16 protein-coding genes are annotated in these 13,650 nt (G+C 71.7%); 3 read left to right on the top strand and 13 right to left on the bottom strand.

The window, feature by feature from the left end; genetic code table 11:
• The coding region (locus MHY85_RS10515) for an RCC1 domain-containing protein (RefSeq protein WP_374233405.1) at positions 1–927 on the bottom strand (927 nt) is incomplete at its 3' end.
• Positions 928–1,096: 169 nt separating this feature from the next.
• Here MHY85_RS10515 and MHY85_RS10510 point away from each other — a divergent pair.
• Positions 1,097–1,849, top strand: a complete 753-nt coding sequence (locus tag MHY85_RS10510) for an ABC transporter permease (RefSeq protein WP_239196102.1) — start codon at positions 1,097–1,099, stop codon at positions 1,847–1,849.
• Positions 1,850–1,892: 43 nt separating this feature from the next.
• Here MHY85_RS10510 and MHY85_RS10505 read toward each other — a convergent pair whose 3' ends face one another.
• The 9 genes from MHY85_RS10505 to MHY85_RS10465 form a co-directional block, all read right to left on the bottom strand.
• The gene (locus MHY85_RS10505; RefSeq protein ID WP_239196100.1) at positions 1,893–2,822 is read right to left on the bottom strand and encodes a phosphotransferase family protein; all 930 of its coding nucleotides are present in this window, start codon (positions 2,820–2,822) and stop codon (positions 1,893–1,895) included.
• A gap of 207 nt (positions 2,823–3,029) precedes the next feature.
• Positions 3,030–4,760 carry a hypothetical protein gene (locus tag MHY85_RS10500; protein WP_239196099.1) on the bottom strand — a complete coding sequence of 577 codons (1,731 nt, stop codon included), beginning with the start codon at positions 4,758–4,760 and terminating at the stop codon, positions 3,030–3,032.
• Between the two features lie 27 nt (positions 4,761–4,787).
• Positions 4,788–5,804, bottom strand: coding sequence for a hypothetical protein (locus MHY85_RS10495; RefSeq protein ID WP_239196098.1), 1,017 nt, complete (start codon positions 5,802–5,804; stop codon positions 4,788–4,790).
• Between the two features lie 3 nt (positions 5,805–5,807).
• Positions 5,808–6,260: a hypothetical protein gene (locus tag MHY85_RS10490; RefSeq protein WP_239196097.1), complete on the bottom strand. Its 453-nt coding sequence runs from the start codon at positions 6,258–6,260 to the stop codon at positions 5,808–5,810.
• A gap of 638 nt (positions 6,261–6,898) precedes the next feature.
• Entirely contained in the window at positions 6,899–7,600 is a 702-nt protein-coding gene (locus tag MHY85_RS10485) for a hypothetical protein (protein ID WP_239196096.1), read from the bottom strand.
• Positions 7,593–7,955, bottom strand: a complete 363-nt coding sequence (locus tag MHY85_RS10480; protein ID WP_239196095.1) for a hypothetical protein — start codon at positions 7,953–7,955, stop codon at positions 7,593–7,595. Before MHY85_RS10480 ends, MHY85_RS10485 begins: the two co-directional genes overlap by 8 nt.
• Positions 7,942–8,745 (bottom strand): hypothetical protein, encoded by an 804-nt coding sequence (locus MHY85_RS10475; protein WP_239196094.1) that lies wholly within the window; start codon positions 8,743–8,745, stop codon positions 7,942–7,944. The genes MHY85_RS10480 and MHY85_RS10475 overlap by 14 nt, the downstream gene beginning before the upstream one ends.
• On the bottom strand, positions 8,723–9,130 hold the full coding sequence (locus MHY85_RS10470; RefSeq protein WP_239196093.1) for a hypothetical protein: 408 nt from the start codon (positions 9,128–9,130) through the stop codon (positions 8,723–8,725). Before MHY85_RS10470 ends, MHY85_RS10475 begins: the two co-directional genes overlap by 23 nt.
• The gene (locus MHY85_RS10465) at positions 9,127–9,492 is read right to left on the bottom strand and encodes a hypothetical protein (protein ID WP_239196092.1); all 366 of its coding nucleotides are present in this window, start codon (positions 9,490–9,492) and stop codon (positions 9,127–9,129) included. The genes MHY85_RS10470 and MHY85_RS10465 overlap by 4 nt, the downstream gene beginning before the upstream one ends.
• 615 nt (positions 9,493–10,107) lie before the next feature.
• On the opposite strand from MHY85_RS10465, the gene MHY85_RS21865 reads away from it, so the two are divergent.
• Positions 10,108–10,365: a helix-turn-helix domain-containing protein gene (locus tag MHY85_RS21865; protein ID WP_239196091.1), complete on the top strand. Its 258-nt coding sequence runs from the start codon at positions 10,108–10,110 to the stop codon at positions 10,363–10,365.
• Positions 10,366–10,414: 49 nt separating this feature from the next.
• Here MHY85_RS21865 and MHY85_RS10455 read toward each other — a convergent pair whose 3' ends face one another.
• Together MHY85_RS10455 and MHY85_RS10450 are read right to left on the bottom strand one after the other, a co-directional pair.
• A complete protein-coding gene (locus MHY85_RS10455; protein ID WP_239196090.1) occupies positions 10,415–11,431 on the bottom strand; it encodes a hypothetical protein in 1,017 nt (338 codons plus the stop codon).
• Between the two features lie 340 nt (positions 11,432–11,771).
• Positions 11,772–12,455, bottom strand: a complete 684-nt coding sequence (locus MHY85_RS10450; protein ID WP_239196089.1) for a hypothetical protein — start codon at positions 12,453–12,455, stop codon at positions 11,772–11,774.
• 461 nt (positions 12,456–12,916) lie between these two features.
• Here MHY85_RS10450 and MHY85_RS10445 point away from each other — a divergent pair, with 461 nt between their 5' ends.
• Entirely contained in the window at positions 12,917–13,117 is a 201-nt protein-coding gene (locus tag MHY85_RS10445; RefSeq protein ID WP_239196088.1) for a hypothetical protein, read from the top strand.
• Between the two features lie 75 nt (positions 13,118–13,192).
• Here MHY85_RS10445 and MHY85_RS10440 read toward each other — a convergent pair whose 3' ends face one another.
• Positions 13,193–13,336 carry a hypothetical protein gene (locus tag MHY85_RS10440; RefSeq protein ID WP_239196087.1) on the bottom strand — a complete coding sequence of 48 codons (144 nt, stop codon included), beginning with the start codon at positions 13,334–13,336 and terminating at the stop codon, positions 13,193–13,195.
• Positions 13,337–13,650 lie beyond the last annotated feature (314 nt).

Below are 13,650 nucleotides of genomic sequence, written 5' to 3'. Positions count from 1 at the left end.
CAGCTGACCCCACCCGCCGGAGCCCCACACCCAGAGCGTGCCGTCCTCGGCGACGGCCGCCGAGTGGTCGGCGCCGGCGCTCACCGCAACGATCCGCCGAGCACCCCAGCCGGTCACCTGGACCGGGGTCGACGAGGACGTCCTCGCGCCGTCACCGAGCTGGCCGAGCTCACCGCGGCCCCAGGCCCAGACCGTGCCGTCCTCCCGGAGCGCGAGTCCGTGCGCGGTACCCGCGGCGACCGCGACGGACCGGGGCGTGTCGGCGAGCCCCCCGACCCGCACGGGCAGCGAGACCCCGACCTGGGCCGGCCAGCCCAGCTGCGCCTCGTCGTTCGCTCCCCAGGCCCACGTCCGCCCGTCCTCGGTGACGGCGAGGCTGAACTCCGCACCTGCGGCCACGGACACCACGGGGACGTCGACGAGGAGCACCTGCCCCGGCACGTCGCGCCCGGCGCCGGAGCCGTGGCCCAGCTGGCCCGAGGACCCGTCGCCCCACGACCACAGGCTCCCGTCACCGGCCACCGCCAGGGTGTGCCGCTGACCGCCGGCGACCTGCGTGACCCCGCCCGGCAGACCACCGACGGGGACGCGGGTCGCCCGGTCGGCCGACGCGCCGTCGCCGAGCTGCCCGGCCGCCCCGCTGCCCGCCGCCCACAGCCGCCCGTCCGACGTGACCGCGAACGACGACGAGGCGCCGGCCCAGACGTCCGCGTACGTCGACCCGGGGACCTCGAGCTCGACCACCGCGCCCCCGGCGGTCGACCCCGCGTCCGGGCTCGGCGGCGCCGCGGCCGCCGACACCGGCACCCCGACCGCGAGCGCCACCGCGGCCACCGCCACCAGGCGCCGCGCGAGCCCGGGCCGCGCGGGGCGGCGCCCGACCCGTCCGGGCGCGGCGGCGGGCGGCACGGTGCGGGCGGGCGTCATGCACGCGTCCTTCGGGTCGGGGGTCCCGCAGGGCACGGGTGGACGTCGCGGACGGTACTCGACGGGCGCGGGGGCACGGAAGACGGTTCCCCCCGGCGGCCCACACGGGGCCGCGCCGGCGGACGCGGTACGGTCCGACGGTGCCCGCCGCCCCCGCCCGCCGCGCCGCGTGACCGGCGGCTCCGCCCTGCGGACGGGGCTCGCGCTGGTCGCCCTGCTCGCCGTGTTCCTCGCGGTCACGACGGCCGCCCGGGTGCCGGTCCGCCGGGAGACCGTCGTGGCGGTGCTGCGGGGTGCCGTGCAGCTCGTCGCCGTCGCGGTCGTCATCGCGTGGGTGTTCCGGCACCCCGCCGCCGCGGGCCTCTACCTGGCGGTCATGGTGGCGGTGGCGGCCTGGACGGCGACCCGGCGCGTCGGCCTCGGCCCGCGCACGCTCGGCGCGGTCGGGCTCGCGGTGCTGGCGGGGGCGACCACCGCCGTCGTCCCCGTCGTCGCGAGCGGCGCCCTCGCGCTCGACGCGCCCACGCTCGTGCCGTTCGGCGCGCAGATGATCGGCGGCGCGATGGCGGCCGCCTCCGTGACCGGCCTGCGGCTCCGGGACGACCTGCGCACCGAGTGGGACGTCGTCGAGGGCTGGCTCGCGCTCGGCGCGACGGGTCGGCAGGCGGTCGCGGGCCACGCGCGGCGCGCGGTGGCGCGGGCGCTGGTGCCCGGGATCGACCAGACCCGCAGCGCCGGGCTGGTGACGCTGCCGGGGGCGTTCGTCGGGCTGCTGCTCGGCGGGGCGAGCCCGGCGGTGGCGGCGCAGGTGCAGGTGCTGGTGCTCGTCGGGCTCCTGGCGGCGCAGGCGGTGTCGGGGGTCCTGACCTCGACGCTGCTCGCGGGACGGCTGGGGGCGGCGCGCCCGGCGGCGGTGGTCTGAGCCCCCGAGAGACGCGGCCCGGGCCGGTCGAGCCGCGCCGGCGTCAGACCCGGGAGCGCAGCAGCCCGTCGAGCCGATCCGCCGACTCCCGCCACCGGGACGGTCGGTCGACCGCGACCCACACCCGCTCGGCGAGCAGGTGCAGCACCTCGTGCACCCCGAGGCGCGCCGTCTCGTCCGCGGTGAGGCCGCCGTACCCGTCGAGCAGCGCCCCGGCGTCCCCCGGCACGTGCTGCCGCACGTGCACCAGCGTCAGGGCCAGGTCGGCCACCGGGTCGTCCCACGCGGCCCGCTCCAGGTCGACGATCCCGCTCACCCGCGCCGGGTCGCGGTCGTCCACCAGCACGTTCCCGTCGACCAGGTCCCGGTGGCAGAGCACCGGGACGACGTCGGCGTCGAGGGCGTCGCGCCGCTCCGCCAGCAGCGCGCGGACGCCCTCGCCCACCACGGTCGGCCCGCCGACCCGCCGGTAGGCCGCCAGCAGCTCGTCGGCGCGGGCCGTCACCCGGTCCCCCGCACCCGCCCGGCGCGGTCCGGCCGCCGCGAGGTCGCCGAAGGACACCCCGGTGACGGTGTGCACCCGGCGGAGCACCGCACCCACGGCCGCCGTGAGCGCCGTGGTGGCCGCCGCCCCGAGCGTCGACCGCCGGTCGGCCCAGCGCGCGCCGCCCAGCCGGGACATCAGGAGGTAGCCGGCGCCGCCCGCCGTGACCCCGTGGGCGTGCACGACGGGCACCGGCACGCCCGGCACGTCGCGCAGCAGGCCGAGCGCCGTGACCTCGGCGGGCAGCCGGTCGCGCACCCGGGGGCCGAGCACCTTGAGGACGTACCGCGTGCCGTCGTCGCCCGTCAGCCCGCGCACGTGGCCGACCGCGCCCTGGACCGACGGCGACCAGCCGTCCGCGCGGAGCCCGGGCACGTGGACGGCGAGGTCGCCCAGGACGGCGGGCAGCAGGTCCGCGTCGACCGGCACCGGGCCTCCTCGCGTGGTGAGGGGTTGGAGTCCCTGGTCAGCAGAACCGTACCGGCACGCTCCCACAGCTTTCGTTCCATGGCTCCACTTCGACCCCGGACGCGGTTCAGACGTGGCCTTGACCTGCACTGACACGCCGCGACCCCGGTCCCTCTTGGGAGACCGGGGTCGCGGTGTGATCTGTGTAGTTTTCCGTGGCGCCACAGTTCAGCGGTGGGTCGCGCGGTACTCCTTGAGGATCTTGGCGCGGGCCTTGCGGCGCGCCTCGCGGGGCGTGTGACGGAATCGCGGGGACGCGTGGACGAGGTGCTTGCGGGTGGCGTACTCCTCGCGGCGCTTCCACTCCTCGAGGATGCGGACGTTCTGGATCGCGAGGGCGAGCGTGACGGCCAGCCCGACGCGCGCGCGGCCCATGAGGTGGATGCGGTTGCCGTCGAGCCCACCCTGGGTGACGGACTTCAGCTGGGAGAAGGTCTTCTCGTTGCGCGAGCGGTTGAAGTTGTACCAGTCGGCGTGCAGGTAGGACCCTCGGATGAGCGAGTCGAGGTGCTTCGTCTGCTTGACCTTGAGGTACGCGGTGGTGTTCGCGGACTTGCACGCCGGCCAGTGGTCGGTCTTCGGTGCGTTCGTCGCGAACGGCACCGTGTCGGGCTGGGCGAGGGAGTCGGCCATCAGAGGGCAGCGGACCTGCCCGGCCATCGCCGGGCACGCGACGCGGATGGCGACCTCGCCCTTGTGCGGGCCGGACTCGACCAGCGTGGGGCGGCCGTTCGTGGGGGCGGCGTAGCGAGCGATCTCGTCGATGACGTCGGCCCGCTCGGCGACGGCGAACGCACCGACGACCTGCTCGTCCGGGGGCCACCCGAGGGGCTGGTGGGAGAGGTGGTCGCCGGCGGGGCAGACGAGCTGGCCTGCGACGACGCGGTGTCCGGACTCGAGGCGGATCTCGTGCTTCGTGACCTTCTGCCGGGCGTCCGCAATGACTCGGTACCCCCACTTGGCCATCGACAGCAGGAACAGGTCCGCGTTCTTCGTGTAGGCCTGGTCACCGATCGCGAACGGCGAAGACTTCGGCTCGGGCCGGAAGCCGGTGCGCCACGACGCGAGGATCGCGGCGAGAGCGGCAGCGGCGTTGTCCCCGGTGTGCGGCTTGCGCACGTGCAGGCCGATCGTCAGGTTCTCCATGTCGATCCCGTACGGGGAGATCGCGGGGATGGCGGCGACGACCTTGTGGTAGATCTTCCACTCCCCAGACTTCTTGTCCTTGTACCAAGAGCCGTCGGCGTCTGCGACTCCCATCTCGTTCATCTTCGTGCCGCAGCCCTTCTTGTTGGCGAACGACTCGATGAGGGTTTCGTCGATGGCGACGTGCCCCTTCCAGTGGTCCGGGCGGGCGCCGATGAGTGACGCCTTGGTGACCAGGTCGATGACCTCGACGAAGCGCTGCTCCTTCGTGTCCAGCACACGCTTCTGCTCGGCGGTGAGGTTGCTGACGCGCGCCCAGCGGACGCTGTTCGGCTCACGACGCTGCCGGGGGTGCGGGCTCGAGTCGATCGTGGCGATCAGCTCGTTGAACTTCGCTCGCAGCAGCTGGTACTCCGCGACGTACTGGTCGTGGTTTAGCGCCAGCGCGCTCAGTCGCTCCGGGGAGATGTAGCCCGTCATGCCGACGCGCTGCAGCTGGTCGGCGGTCAGGTGCCACAAGGTCGCCAGCATGTTCGCGAGCGAGATGGTGCCGCGGCCGGCGACGACCAGCATGAGCGCCATCACCACCGCGCGCGCGGTGTAGGGGTTCGTGCGCTCCGGGCCCGTGGTGGGGTTGGCCGATCGGGCGGCCATCTCCATCACGTCGTCGATCTTGGACCGGGTGACGAGCGTCTCGCACAGCTCGAAGTCGTTGGCGGACGGGTGGAGCACGTCCGGGAAGCGCAAGTTCACGATCTCGTTCCTCTCTCGTGGATCGGTCTACCGGGGCCGGTAGGCGGCGGCGTTGGCGAGCGCCCAGCACTCGGACGTCGTCGGGACGGTCAGGTACGGAAACAGGTCCCGGACGGCGCTGCCGTTCGGGGACTGGCCCGTGATGCGCAGGAACGCGGCGATGCCGGTGTGGTTCAGGACGTCGACCTGCCAGGCGCTGACGGCGCGGCTCACGAGGAACCGCGGCAGCTGGGTGTGCGGCGTGAACTGGTCGATGGTCTCGGTGACGCAGCGGCCGCGGCTCATCCCGGGGCGCAGGAGCGGCTTCGCCCCGACCTTCTCCGCGCGCTTCCGCAGGAACGACACAGCGATCGCCGGCAGCGGCCGCACCTCAGCGGGGTGGGCCCTCGGGACGATGATCGACCAGCGTCGGCGGTACCGGATGATGTCCGTCCCGAGCACGTCGGCGACACGGGACGAGAGGATCCCCGACCGGCCCAGCAGGATCAGCGTGGTCGCGTTGTCCCCCTGAGGCTGGGACAGCCGAGACGCCGCGACGAGGTAGTCCTCGATCTCGTCGTCGGTGTACGGCGCGCGCCGTTCGGTGCGAGAGTGCGGTCGGTGCCGGCGGGGGTAGTCGGGCATCCCGATGGTCCGGCCGATCTGGACCGCCATGCTGGTGACGCGGCTCTTCATGTACTCCGTCTCGGCGGCGCCCTCCTCGGACAGATACCGCTCGACGGCGTCCACGCCGATCAGCCGGGTGATGGACAGCTCCATTCCGACGCGAACCATGCGGACGCCGAGCCGAGGCAGGAACCGCAGCGCCTGCTTGGTGACGTTCCGGGGCAGGTCGAGCGCCAGCAGGACCGGCCGCAGGAAGGCGATCACCTCAAGCGTCTCGGGCGGGCTGTCCCGCCGCGGGATGAACGCGTCGATGACCTGGGCGTTCTCGCGAACGGTCTCCGGCTTCGGCACCGGGCGCACCTGAGCGAGCAGCGCCGCGTCCTCATCCGCGAGCCCCACGAGGTGGAGGTGGCGGGTCGCCTTGCGTGCGCGAGCCATCGGTCAGCCCTGCCGGAACCGGAAGAAGTCGTTGTCGCCGCCACCCCGGCTGACGGACCAGATCGCGGCGGTGAGCCGAGCGATCCAGACGCACTCCATCGCGTCCGCCTCGGGCTCATTCAGCCGCTTGGTGCGCTCGTTGATGTGCCCGTTCATCCCGAGCAACGTCGTCTCGAACTCAGACAGCTGCCAGAGCATCAGCTCCACCCCGAAGCAGTCGAGCTCGGGGCGGAAGTGCTCCCAGCGCAGGGCGGGGACCGCGAGCGCGTGGCGGTGCATGTGCTTCGCGACGACGAGAGCGCCGGGGGTGTACGGGTTGCCGTCCAGCCAGTCTCGCGTGTCGTCGTCCTGGTAGAGCGCGACGTCCAACCACCGCGTGAACTCGACGACCTCCGGGTCGAAGATCGCGTCCTGGAAGAGGTGGGCGTGGTTGTCGATGTACGCCTTGCTGGTCATCGTGACCTCCGGGGTGCCTCACGTGGCGCCGGTGGGCTCCCGGTGCGCCATGCGGTCCGGCGGGCACGTCACGTGCTCAAAGACCGACAGCGCGTCGATCACGGGATTCTCTGCCGGAGTACGGCCGGGGATGGTTCGTGATCGAGCCGGGAGCGTCACGGCTTGCGGGTCGTAGCCCCACCCCTGCCCCGCGGGACGGCCGCTCACACGACACGTCGGCGTGCCACTACAAGACGCCGAGCATCCGAGGCAAGATAGGTGGTGCGTCACTTCTGGTCATCTCACTGGGTGGTAGTGACGCGGCGGGTCGTTCTCGACGCGTCGCCGACCCCTTGTGCCCCAAGCACGGGGGCCGGCACCCGCCAGCCGCTTCACGTTGAGGAGACCACGATCCTCCGTGAGCGCTGCTGATTCAAGACCTCTGAGGGCTTTTTCTCACACTTTCCTGTCGCACCGGCGAAAGTGCAGGTCACGTCGCCGCGATCGGCCCCTTCGGGCATTGATTCCATTATGTATAGACGTTTACAGGTTTACTTCCACATTTAGCCACCGCCTCCACCGTCGCACGCCAGATCGCAGCACAAGAGGAAGTCGGTCGTGCAGGAGCGCTCCGTGACCCGCCGGCGCGCTGATGCTTCTCATCGTGCACCCCAGCGTGGTGGCCCCGGTTCACCCAAGGCGGGATCGATGAGCGCCGCACCACATCTGGGGCAGTACCGGACGCGCCCGCGCACCGGGTGCGTGCAGGTGACGCGGCGGAGGTGGGACCGGATCGCTGCGACGGTGAACCACAACGCGTGACCGAGGTCGACCTGTCCCTGCGGGTACAGGTCGACGCTGGCCCCTCGCGTGATGACGTCCCAGCTGTCGTCGGCCTCGTCGCGCTCGTCGACGACGGGCTTCCGAACCGCGATCGTGTACTTGTCCCAGCGCTCCCGCATCGTGAAGCCGACGCCGTCGACGGTCCCGGAGATGACGAGCGGCGCACCCGGGACCTCCTCGACGGCGTCGACACCGAGCGCGTCGGCTTGGGAGGCAAGCGCTCGCGCGTGGGCTTCACGCACCGGCGCCCACGCCTCCTGCTCGGCTTCGAACGCGCGGGTGGCCCTGTCGGCCAGCTCGCGGCGCTCGGCGTCGGTCAGCTGGCACGGGCAGAGCGCGCCGTGGTGCACGTCGTTGCCCGGCCGGGGGTGGCACCCACACTCGCACTCGGCCGCAGCGTCAAGGTCGTCACGGACGCTCGACGGGTCCACCTCGAGGAGGCGTCGGCGCAGAGCGACTCGTGCGTCGCGCTCCTGCCTCTGCGTGAAGGTCTCGCCGGAGGGCTGCTCGTCACTCATCTGCGGGCACCTCCTCGATCATCTCGACGGCCGTCACGGGCGTGGTCCGGCGGACCGTGAACCACACACCCGCAGCGAGCGGCTCCACGATCAGGTGCATGTCGGATCCGACTCGAATGCCTTCCACGGCCATCCCTTCTTCCGCCATGTACGAGACGGAGACGAGCCGCAGCGGCTCTCCGTCGCGGCGGAGGTCAGCAAGCGGGGAGCCATCGGCGGCGTCGCCAGACCCGGCGCGAACGCGCGTCACGGTTGCCGCTCCATCGCCGGCGCGCGTGTCGATCAGGTGGCGGGCGCCGGAAGCCGTCGTGACCAACCACAAGGCGCGCGTGGCGGTCGGGTCAGTCGTCGTCATCGCCATCACCGTCCTTGCGTCTGTGGACGACCTGGCTCTCCGACGAGGGTCGACGCTCGCCGGCGGGGCGCATGATCTTGGCGATCTCGGTGGCGTACCCGGCGACGTCGAACACTCCACTGCGCCACGCGGTCCAGAACGCGACGGACGCATCGCCGAGCTTCTCGTAGAGGCCCGCGTGCTCGGCCCACGCGGTGAGGACGGCGACGCGCCTACCCTCGTCCACCAGCGTGACGTGAACGCCCTGCTGGATCTTCGGAAGCAGGTCGAGCAACGTGTCACTGGCGTCATGGATCGAGACCTGGATCTCGTGGCCCGCGGTCACCCACGGTGCGTCGGAGGCGGGCTGTTCCTCGCGCTCGTGGCCCCCGTCTCCGGCAGCGCGCGGACCGGCGCGGTGGAACTCTCGCGCGGCCGCGCGGACGGCAGCCTCAACACCCCGGACGAGGATCTCCATGCCGCGCTCGACGCCGAGATCGACCTTCCCGACCAAGAACCGAGCGTCTCCGGTCAGTGTGACCATGGCGGAGGCTTCGGGGTTCTGCTCGGGGTTCTGCTCGGGGTTCTGCTCGGGGGTCCGGGGCGCCTGCATGAGCCCGGTAAGGAACAGCCGGTCGACCTGCTGCTCAGAGAACGGGACTGCGTCCTGTCCGGGCTCGTCGAATTGCACCACTGCGTCATCGATGAGTTCCACCTTGGTCGACAACGACCAGGACCGGTCGTCGCGTCGGGCCGCTGTGGAACGGTCACGCGGCGTGCGCTTCTGATCAGGTGCCGGCATCGAGATCACTCCCCTTGGGAGTCGAGTCGCTGGCCGGGGTCGGCGCGCCCGACGGGCGCAGCCACCGGAGCACGTCTGCGGCATAGCCGCGGGTGTCGAACTCGCTGTTGATCACCTTGAGGCCGCGCTCTCGACCGAGGTCGACCGCTCCGACGAGCACCGGGGCCCGACCGCACAGGACGACCTGCGAGAAGGACGCCGCCCCGACCGCCCGTGACCCGTGTTCACCGGGCGGAGCGTGGAGGCTGAGGGCGAACAGCTCGTCGCCAGCGGCGCTGTAGAAGGGCGGCGCCGCCTCATGGCCGACTTCCTCGAGCGCGATCGACCCGCCTTCGGCAAGCTTGACTTGAGGGTGGAGGGCCCAGGGGGTCCAGCTGCGACGAGCGGCGCTCACAGCGCGCCGTCCTGGGGGAAGCGCGGCAGGCGGGCGAGCTCCTCGCCTTCGACGTAGGCGATCTCGGTGACGAGACGCTGGATCCACCATCCGTAGTCCAGCCCGTCCGCGTCGTAGTCGTAGAGGTACCGGTGACGGTCCCCGACCCGGATCACTCCGCGATCCCCCGCGAAGATCGACTGGACTTCGATGAGCGGCGCCCACCGGTTGTCGGCGAAGCCTGGCGGGGAGTTGGGCCCAGTGCGGCGCAGCAGGAGCGACGAGTCGGCGTCGATGAAGTAGACCGTGTCGGATGTCGACCGGATGACCCACACCCCCGTCGCGTCCTCGAGCACGAGCTCGTCGACGCGCGGCGCACTCACGGCCGCCGCCCCGGTGTCGTAGCGAGGGGGCGGTCGTCCCATGGCTCGGGGACGACGGGCGGTGCAGCACGGGACGCTCCGGGCGCGAGCGGCGCACCAGCGCTCTCCCCCACGTCACGCAGCGCACTTCCGTACCCATCACGCCAGCCGCGGCGGAACTCGTCGCGAGCTCTGATCCGCCCTCGGCCCACGACGGCCGTCACCCCGAAGCATCCGAGCCACACAGCGGGCGGCGCCTGCGACAGGAACGCGCTCAGGCCTGCGACGAACGTCGCCAGCTGAAGCGCGAAGGTCGACGCCCACCATCGGATCTGGGCGCGAGTGGGCCGCGGCGCAGCCGCGGTTGCGATCGGGGAGCTGTTGTCGCGCATGTCTGCCTTCCCTCACCTGTGGGGGGGCAATCCCGAACGTTCGAGGCGGGGCGACCGCTGTGGCGCCCCGGAGCGGCGAACTCCACTTATCGTAGACATTCGACGACTTCTGTCAAGCGTTCACGAGCGCGACGGGCGGTGTTCTCCGAGGCGGAGACAAGGTAGCGTCTATACGGTGCGGAACGTTCGGGGCTCCACTTATACGGGGTCGAACGCGCGCGCCCGGCCCCCTAGCGTCAAGCGAGTGCCACGTCAGGATCCGGAAGCTGCGAAGCTGCGCGCGTTCGGCGCCACGCTGCGGCTGATCAGGCTCGACGCCGGTCTAACTCAGGAACAGCTTGCTCACCGCGCAGGCGTCGGGCGGACGTACATCGGCGACGTCGAGGTCGGTTCGCGCAATCCGACGCTCACGTCGATCTGGCAGATCGCCGAGGCGCTCCGTGTATCGCCACGCAGCTTTTTCCCGCACGTCGAAACCGAGAGTTCCGACGGCGATCAGTGAGCGACCGACTCCGGTGACGGGTGTGTCGCGGGGGCGCGCTGACAGTCGATCAGCGAGCCGCCTCCTCGCTCTGGGGCGGCCAGATCTGATACAGGTGCTTGATCTCCTCCTCGGAGAGCTGGAAGTCGCCCGTCGCGACAGCCAACGTCGTGTCCCACTCGGTCGCCCGTCCCGGGCGCGGAGTCAGGAGAACGCCCATCGACGTCAGCTCGGTCGTGCCTAGGCGCACGCACCGCTCGTGGTGGCGGAGTATCAACCAGCGACGGAACGCTTCATTCGTGAAGTCGGAAAGCTGTGAGCACACTCCGAACCCGATCTGGTCGCTGTCTGTGCCGGCAGCGTGGGTGCGGAACTTCCAGATCGTTCGGGCGTCGTCCACTCCCCTGGACTCGTCGAGGAAGTCCAGGAGCAGGCGGCCGAGGCTGGCACGCTGGACCACAGGGATGCCGTCGAGAGAGCCGAGCGCTCGTTGCCGTGCGAGCTCATGTTCCGGATCGACGGGAGATGTCGCGACGTCCTCGAGGATGAGTCGGAACAGCTCGAAGCCAGCCGCGTCCTCCTCGTAGCCGGGGACGCTCGGTAGCACCGGTACCGTGACGCGCTGACCGACGCCGGCCAGGAACGCCGGGATCGGTCCGGGTGGGGCGTCCTCGTCGGCGGCTGCGAGGTCGTAGTACCTGAATGCCTCGTCGCCCAGAGGCACCGCGGGGAGCTTGGCGACTCGCAGGAGGTACTCGATCACCGCGCGCGTCGAACGCAGCTGATCGAACAGAAACTCCCAGTCCCGGCGCAGCAGCGCCACCGAAGGTGTAGTTCCGGACGTGGCCGGAATGTCGATGCCCTCCGGCGGATCCGGGTGGTCGATCACGATGACGCCGACCCACGTCACCTTGGCGCCGTCGACGTCCATCGAGCGCCCGCGGCCGTTGAGCATCGTGACCGGCGCGCCGCTGAGCCGCCGAGCAGTGCCGTCCACCTGCTTCATGGCCGCCTGGATGTTCTTGAGGATCCAGCGGGTCTCTCGGTCGGCGGCGGCCGGAGCCACTTCTCTCGCCTTGACCTGCACGATCGCACCGACGTCTCCGTGCGCCGTTGCCAGGTATGGCCACTCGGGTGCGCTGCCGCGGCCATGACGTCGTCGTGCAGCGCCGGCATCTCGCGGTCCCGTGCGGGCACGGAGACCGGCGCGCACCTGCAAGCGCCTCGTCCTCGCGGTCGGCGCCTGGCGGTGAAGGCTCAATCCTCGGTCTCCTGCAGTACTCGGAGTCACGGCCGTGGCGCGGACGGGAGACAGGGCAACTCCCAGCGAGCCCGTCCGCCTCGTTCCCTTCGGCGAGCAGGGCGGTGAGCTCGTCGCTCGCCCGCGTACCGGACTGATCCTGCACGCCGCTGCGCTGTGGGGACCACTAGGCGATCGCCGCGAGCACCGCGTTCAGGGCGGGCGCTTGGAGGCCCTCCGGGACGGTCCAGTAGGTGTGGGGCTCCAGCGGTGCACCGGTGCGGGCGTCCACCACGGTGCCGTCCGCGCGCCGGGAGTCCGCGGGGACGTGGCGCAGCAGCCCGACGTCCTCGAGGAAGACGTGCCGGTCCAGGGTGTCGCGGGCGAGGCAGAACTGCCGCAAACGGTGTTCGCCGAGGACCTTGAACCCCAGCCCTTCTCCTGCCTGCTCCTGGCGTACCAGGAACATCAGCAGCGCCGCGAGCTCGCTGTCGTCCAGCAGGTGGATCCAGCCCTGGGTGTAGAACTCCACCGGCAGCGTGAACGTCGCGGCGTTCGTGGGCCTGATGTAGCGCTTCGCGGTAGGCCCGTCGCCGACGGCGGTCTCCTCCATCATCCAGTAGCGGCGCGCGTTCCCCCGCCCGCCGTCGCTCTCGAGCAGGCCCTCGCGTTCCAGTCGCGCGAGCGCCTGCTTGGCCTGCCGCAACCGGTTGACCCGCGGCGTCGCGACGAACCGGGACTCCGCGTCGGATCCGGTCGCCGGCGGCACCACGAGATCGAGCAGCCCGGGGTGGCCGTCCGAGCCTTCGAGAGGCGGCAGCAGGGCGCCACGCACCTGGTGCTGGACCGCGAACAGCAGCGCCAGCTCCATCTTCAGGGCGACGCCCCTGGGAGCGACCAGCCGCGAGGCCGGTGGCCAGAGATCCGGGTTACCTCGCCCGCCCCTTCCGCGGTCTGCGACCTCACCCCCCAGCGGGGTACGCCGTTCCACGAAGCGGCGACGGACCACGATCCGGTCCGGAGCGGCGGGGTGCGCCTCACGCAGCACCCGGTAGGCGTTGCCGGCTCGATCGAGAGCGCCCTCGATGGCCTGGATGCGCCGGACCCGGGCCGGAACCCTCGCGCTCGGGTCAACCGGCGCCATCGTGTCTGTCCCCTCGGCCGGAACGGATTGAGCCACCTGGTCCGCGCTATCCGTGCTCCATCTGCGCGGTCGTGGGCGGGTGGCTCAATCGGTTGTTCGTGGTCCAGCGTAGCGCCTCGACAACGCGCGTCAACGGGGTCGACCCTGATGACCGCACGGGGTCCCGACAGACGGTGGAGGTGATGACGATGAAGGTTCCCCAGCTGGACCCGGAGGTCACCGGCTCCTACAAGCGGACCCTGAACACGGCGGTGCTGATCTGGGTGATGAACGCCCCCGCTCGTCGCCGTCAGAAGCCGCGCGGCGGCCGCCTCCTGGTGCTGACCACGAGCGGGTCCCTCGGCCTCGTCGCGCTCGTGCAGGTGGTGTGGCACCAGCTCGTCGGCTGAGCACGTGCTTCTTCCGCGCTCCGGTGGCAGCGCCCGGGCGGGGCGGCCGAGAAGCCACTGCGCCCAGGCCCGCGGTCAGGCGAAGACGTCGAGCACGCCGCTCGACGGCAGGACGGGCGCCGGGGACGGCGCGGGCGCCGCAGCGGGGCGCGGCGACGAGACGGGGGCGAGCACGGGCGCGGAGTAGCTGCCGCCGACGGCGCCGATCGAGCAGGACACAGTGTTCTCCTTCAGGGCCGGCCGGCGGTTCCGGCGGCCGTCATGACCTCCCACGGCGAGTGACGTGTGGCTCTGCCGCGCAGCCGCCAGCCCGGACTTGCTCGATCGCGAGGTCCGCGAGACGCGGGGTACGCGCGTCACCCCTACGGCACATCTCGGGAGTCACGCGCCGCGGTACGCCGCAGGTGTCCTACCTCGAACCTTCCGTCGTGAGAGCGTGATCGTGTCGAAAGGGCATACCCGGGTCATCGAGTCGGCCGCGGCACCGTCGAAAGCCCCGTGCTGCGACGGGGCGAGCATCGGTAGCCGAGCAG

Source organism: Cellulomonas sp. ACRRI, from assembly GCF_022346185.1.
Classification (GTDB): domain Bacteria; phylum Actinomycetota; class Actinomycetes; order Actinomycetales; family Cellulomonadaceae; genus Cellulomonas.
This window is presented reverse-complemented; position numbering and strand designations above follow the sequence as displayed.

What these genes read in the sequence shown, in the direction of transcription:
- MHY85_RS10495 (WP_239196098.1), bottom strand. Translation starts at nt 5,804, where the DNA reads ATGGCTCGCGCACGCAAGGCGACCCGCCACCTCCACCTCGTGGGGCTC.
- MHY85_RS10490 (WP_239196097.1), bottom strand. Translation starts at nt 6,260, where the DNA reads ATGACCAGCAAGGCGTACATCGACAACCACGCCCACCTCTTCCAGGAC.
- MHY85_RS10485 (WP_239196096.1), bottom strand. Translation starts at nt 7,600, where the DNA reads ATGAGTGACGAGCAGCCCTCCGGCGAGACCTTCACGCAGAGGCAGGAG.
- MHY85_RS10480 (WP_239196095.1), bottom strand. Translation starts at nt 7,955, where the DNA reads ATGACGACGACTGACCCGACCGCCACGCGCGCCTTGTGGTTGGTCACG.
- MHY85_RS10450 (WP_239196089.1), bottom strand. Translation starts at nt 12,455, where the DNA reads ATGGAGCTGGCGCTGCTGTTCGCGGTCCAGCACCAGGTGCGTGGCGCC.
- MHY85_RS10445 (WP_239196088.1), top strand. Translation starts at nt 12,917, where the DNA reads ATGAAGGTTCCCCAGCTGGACCCGGAGGTCACCGGCTCCTACAAGCGG.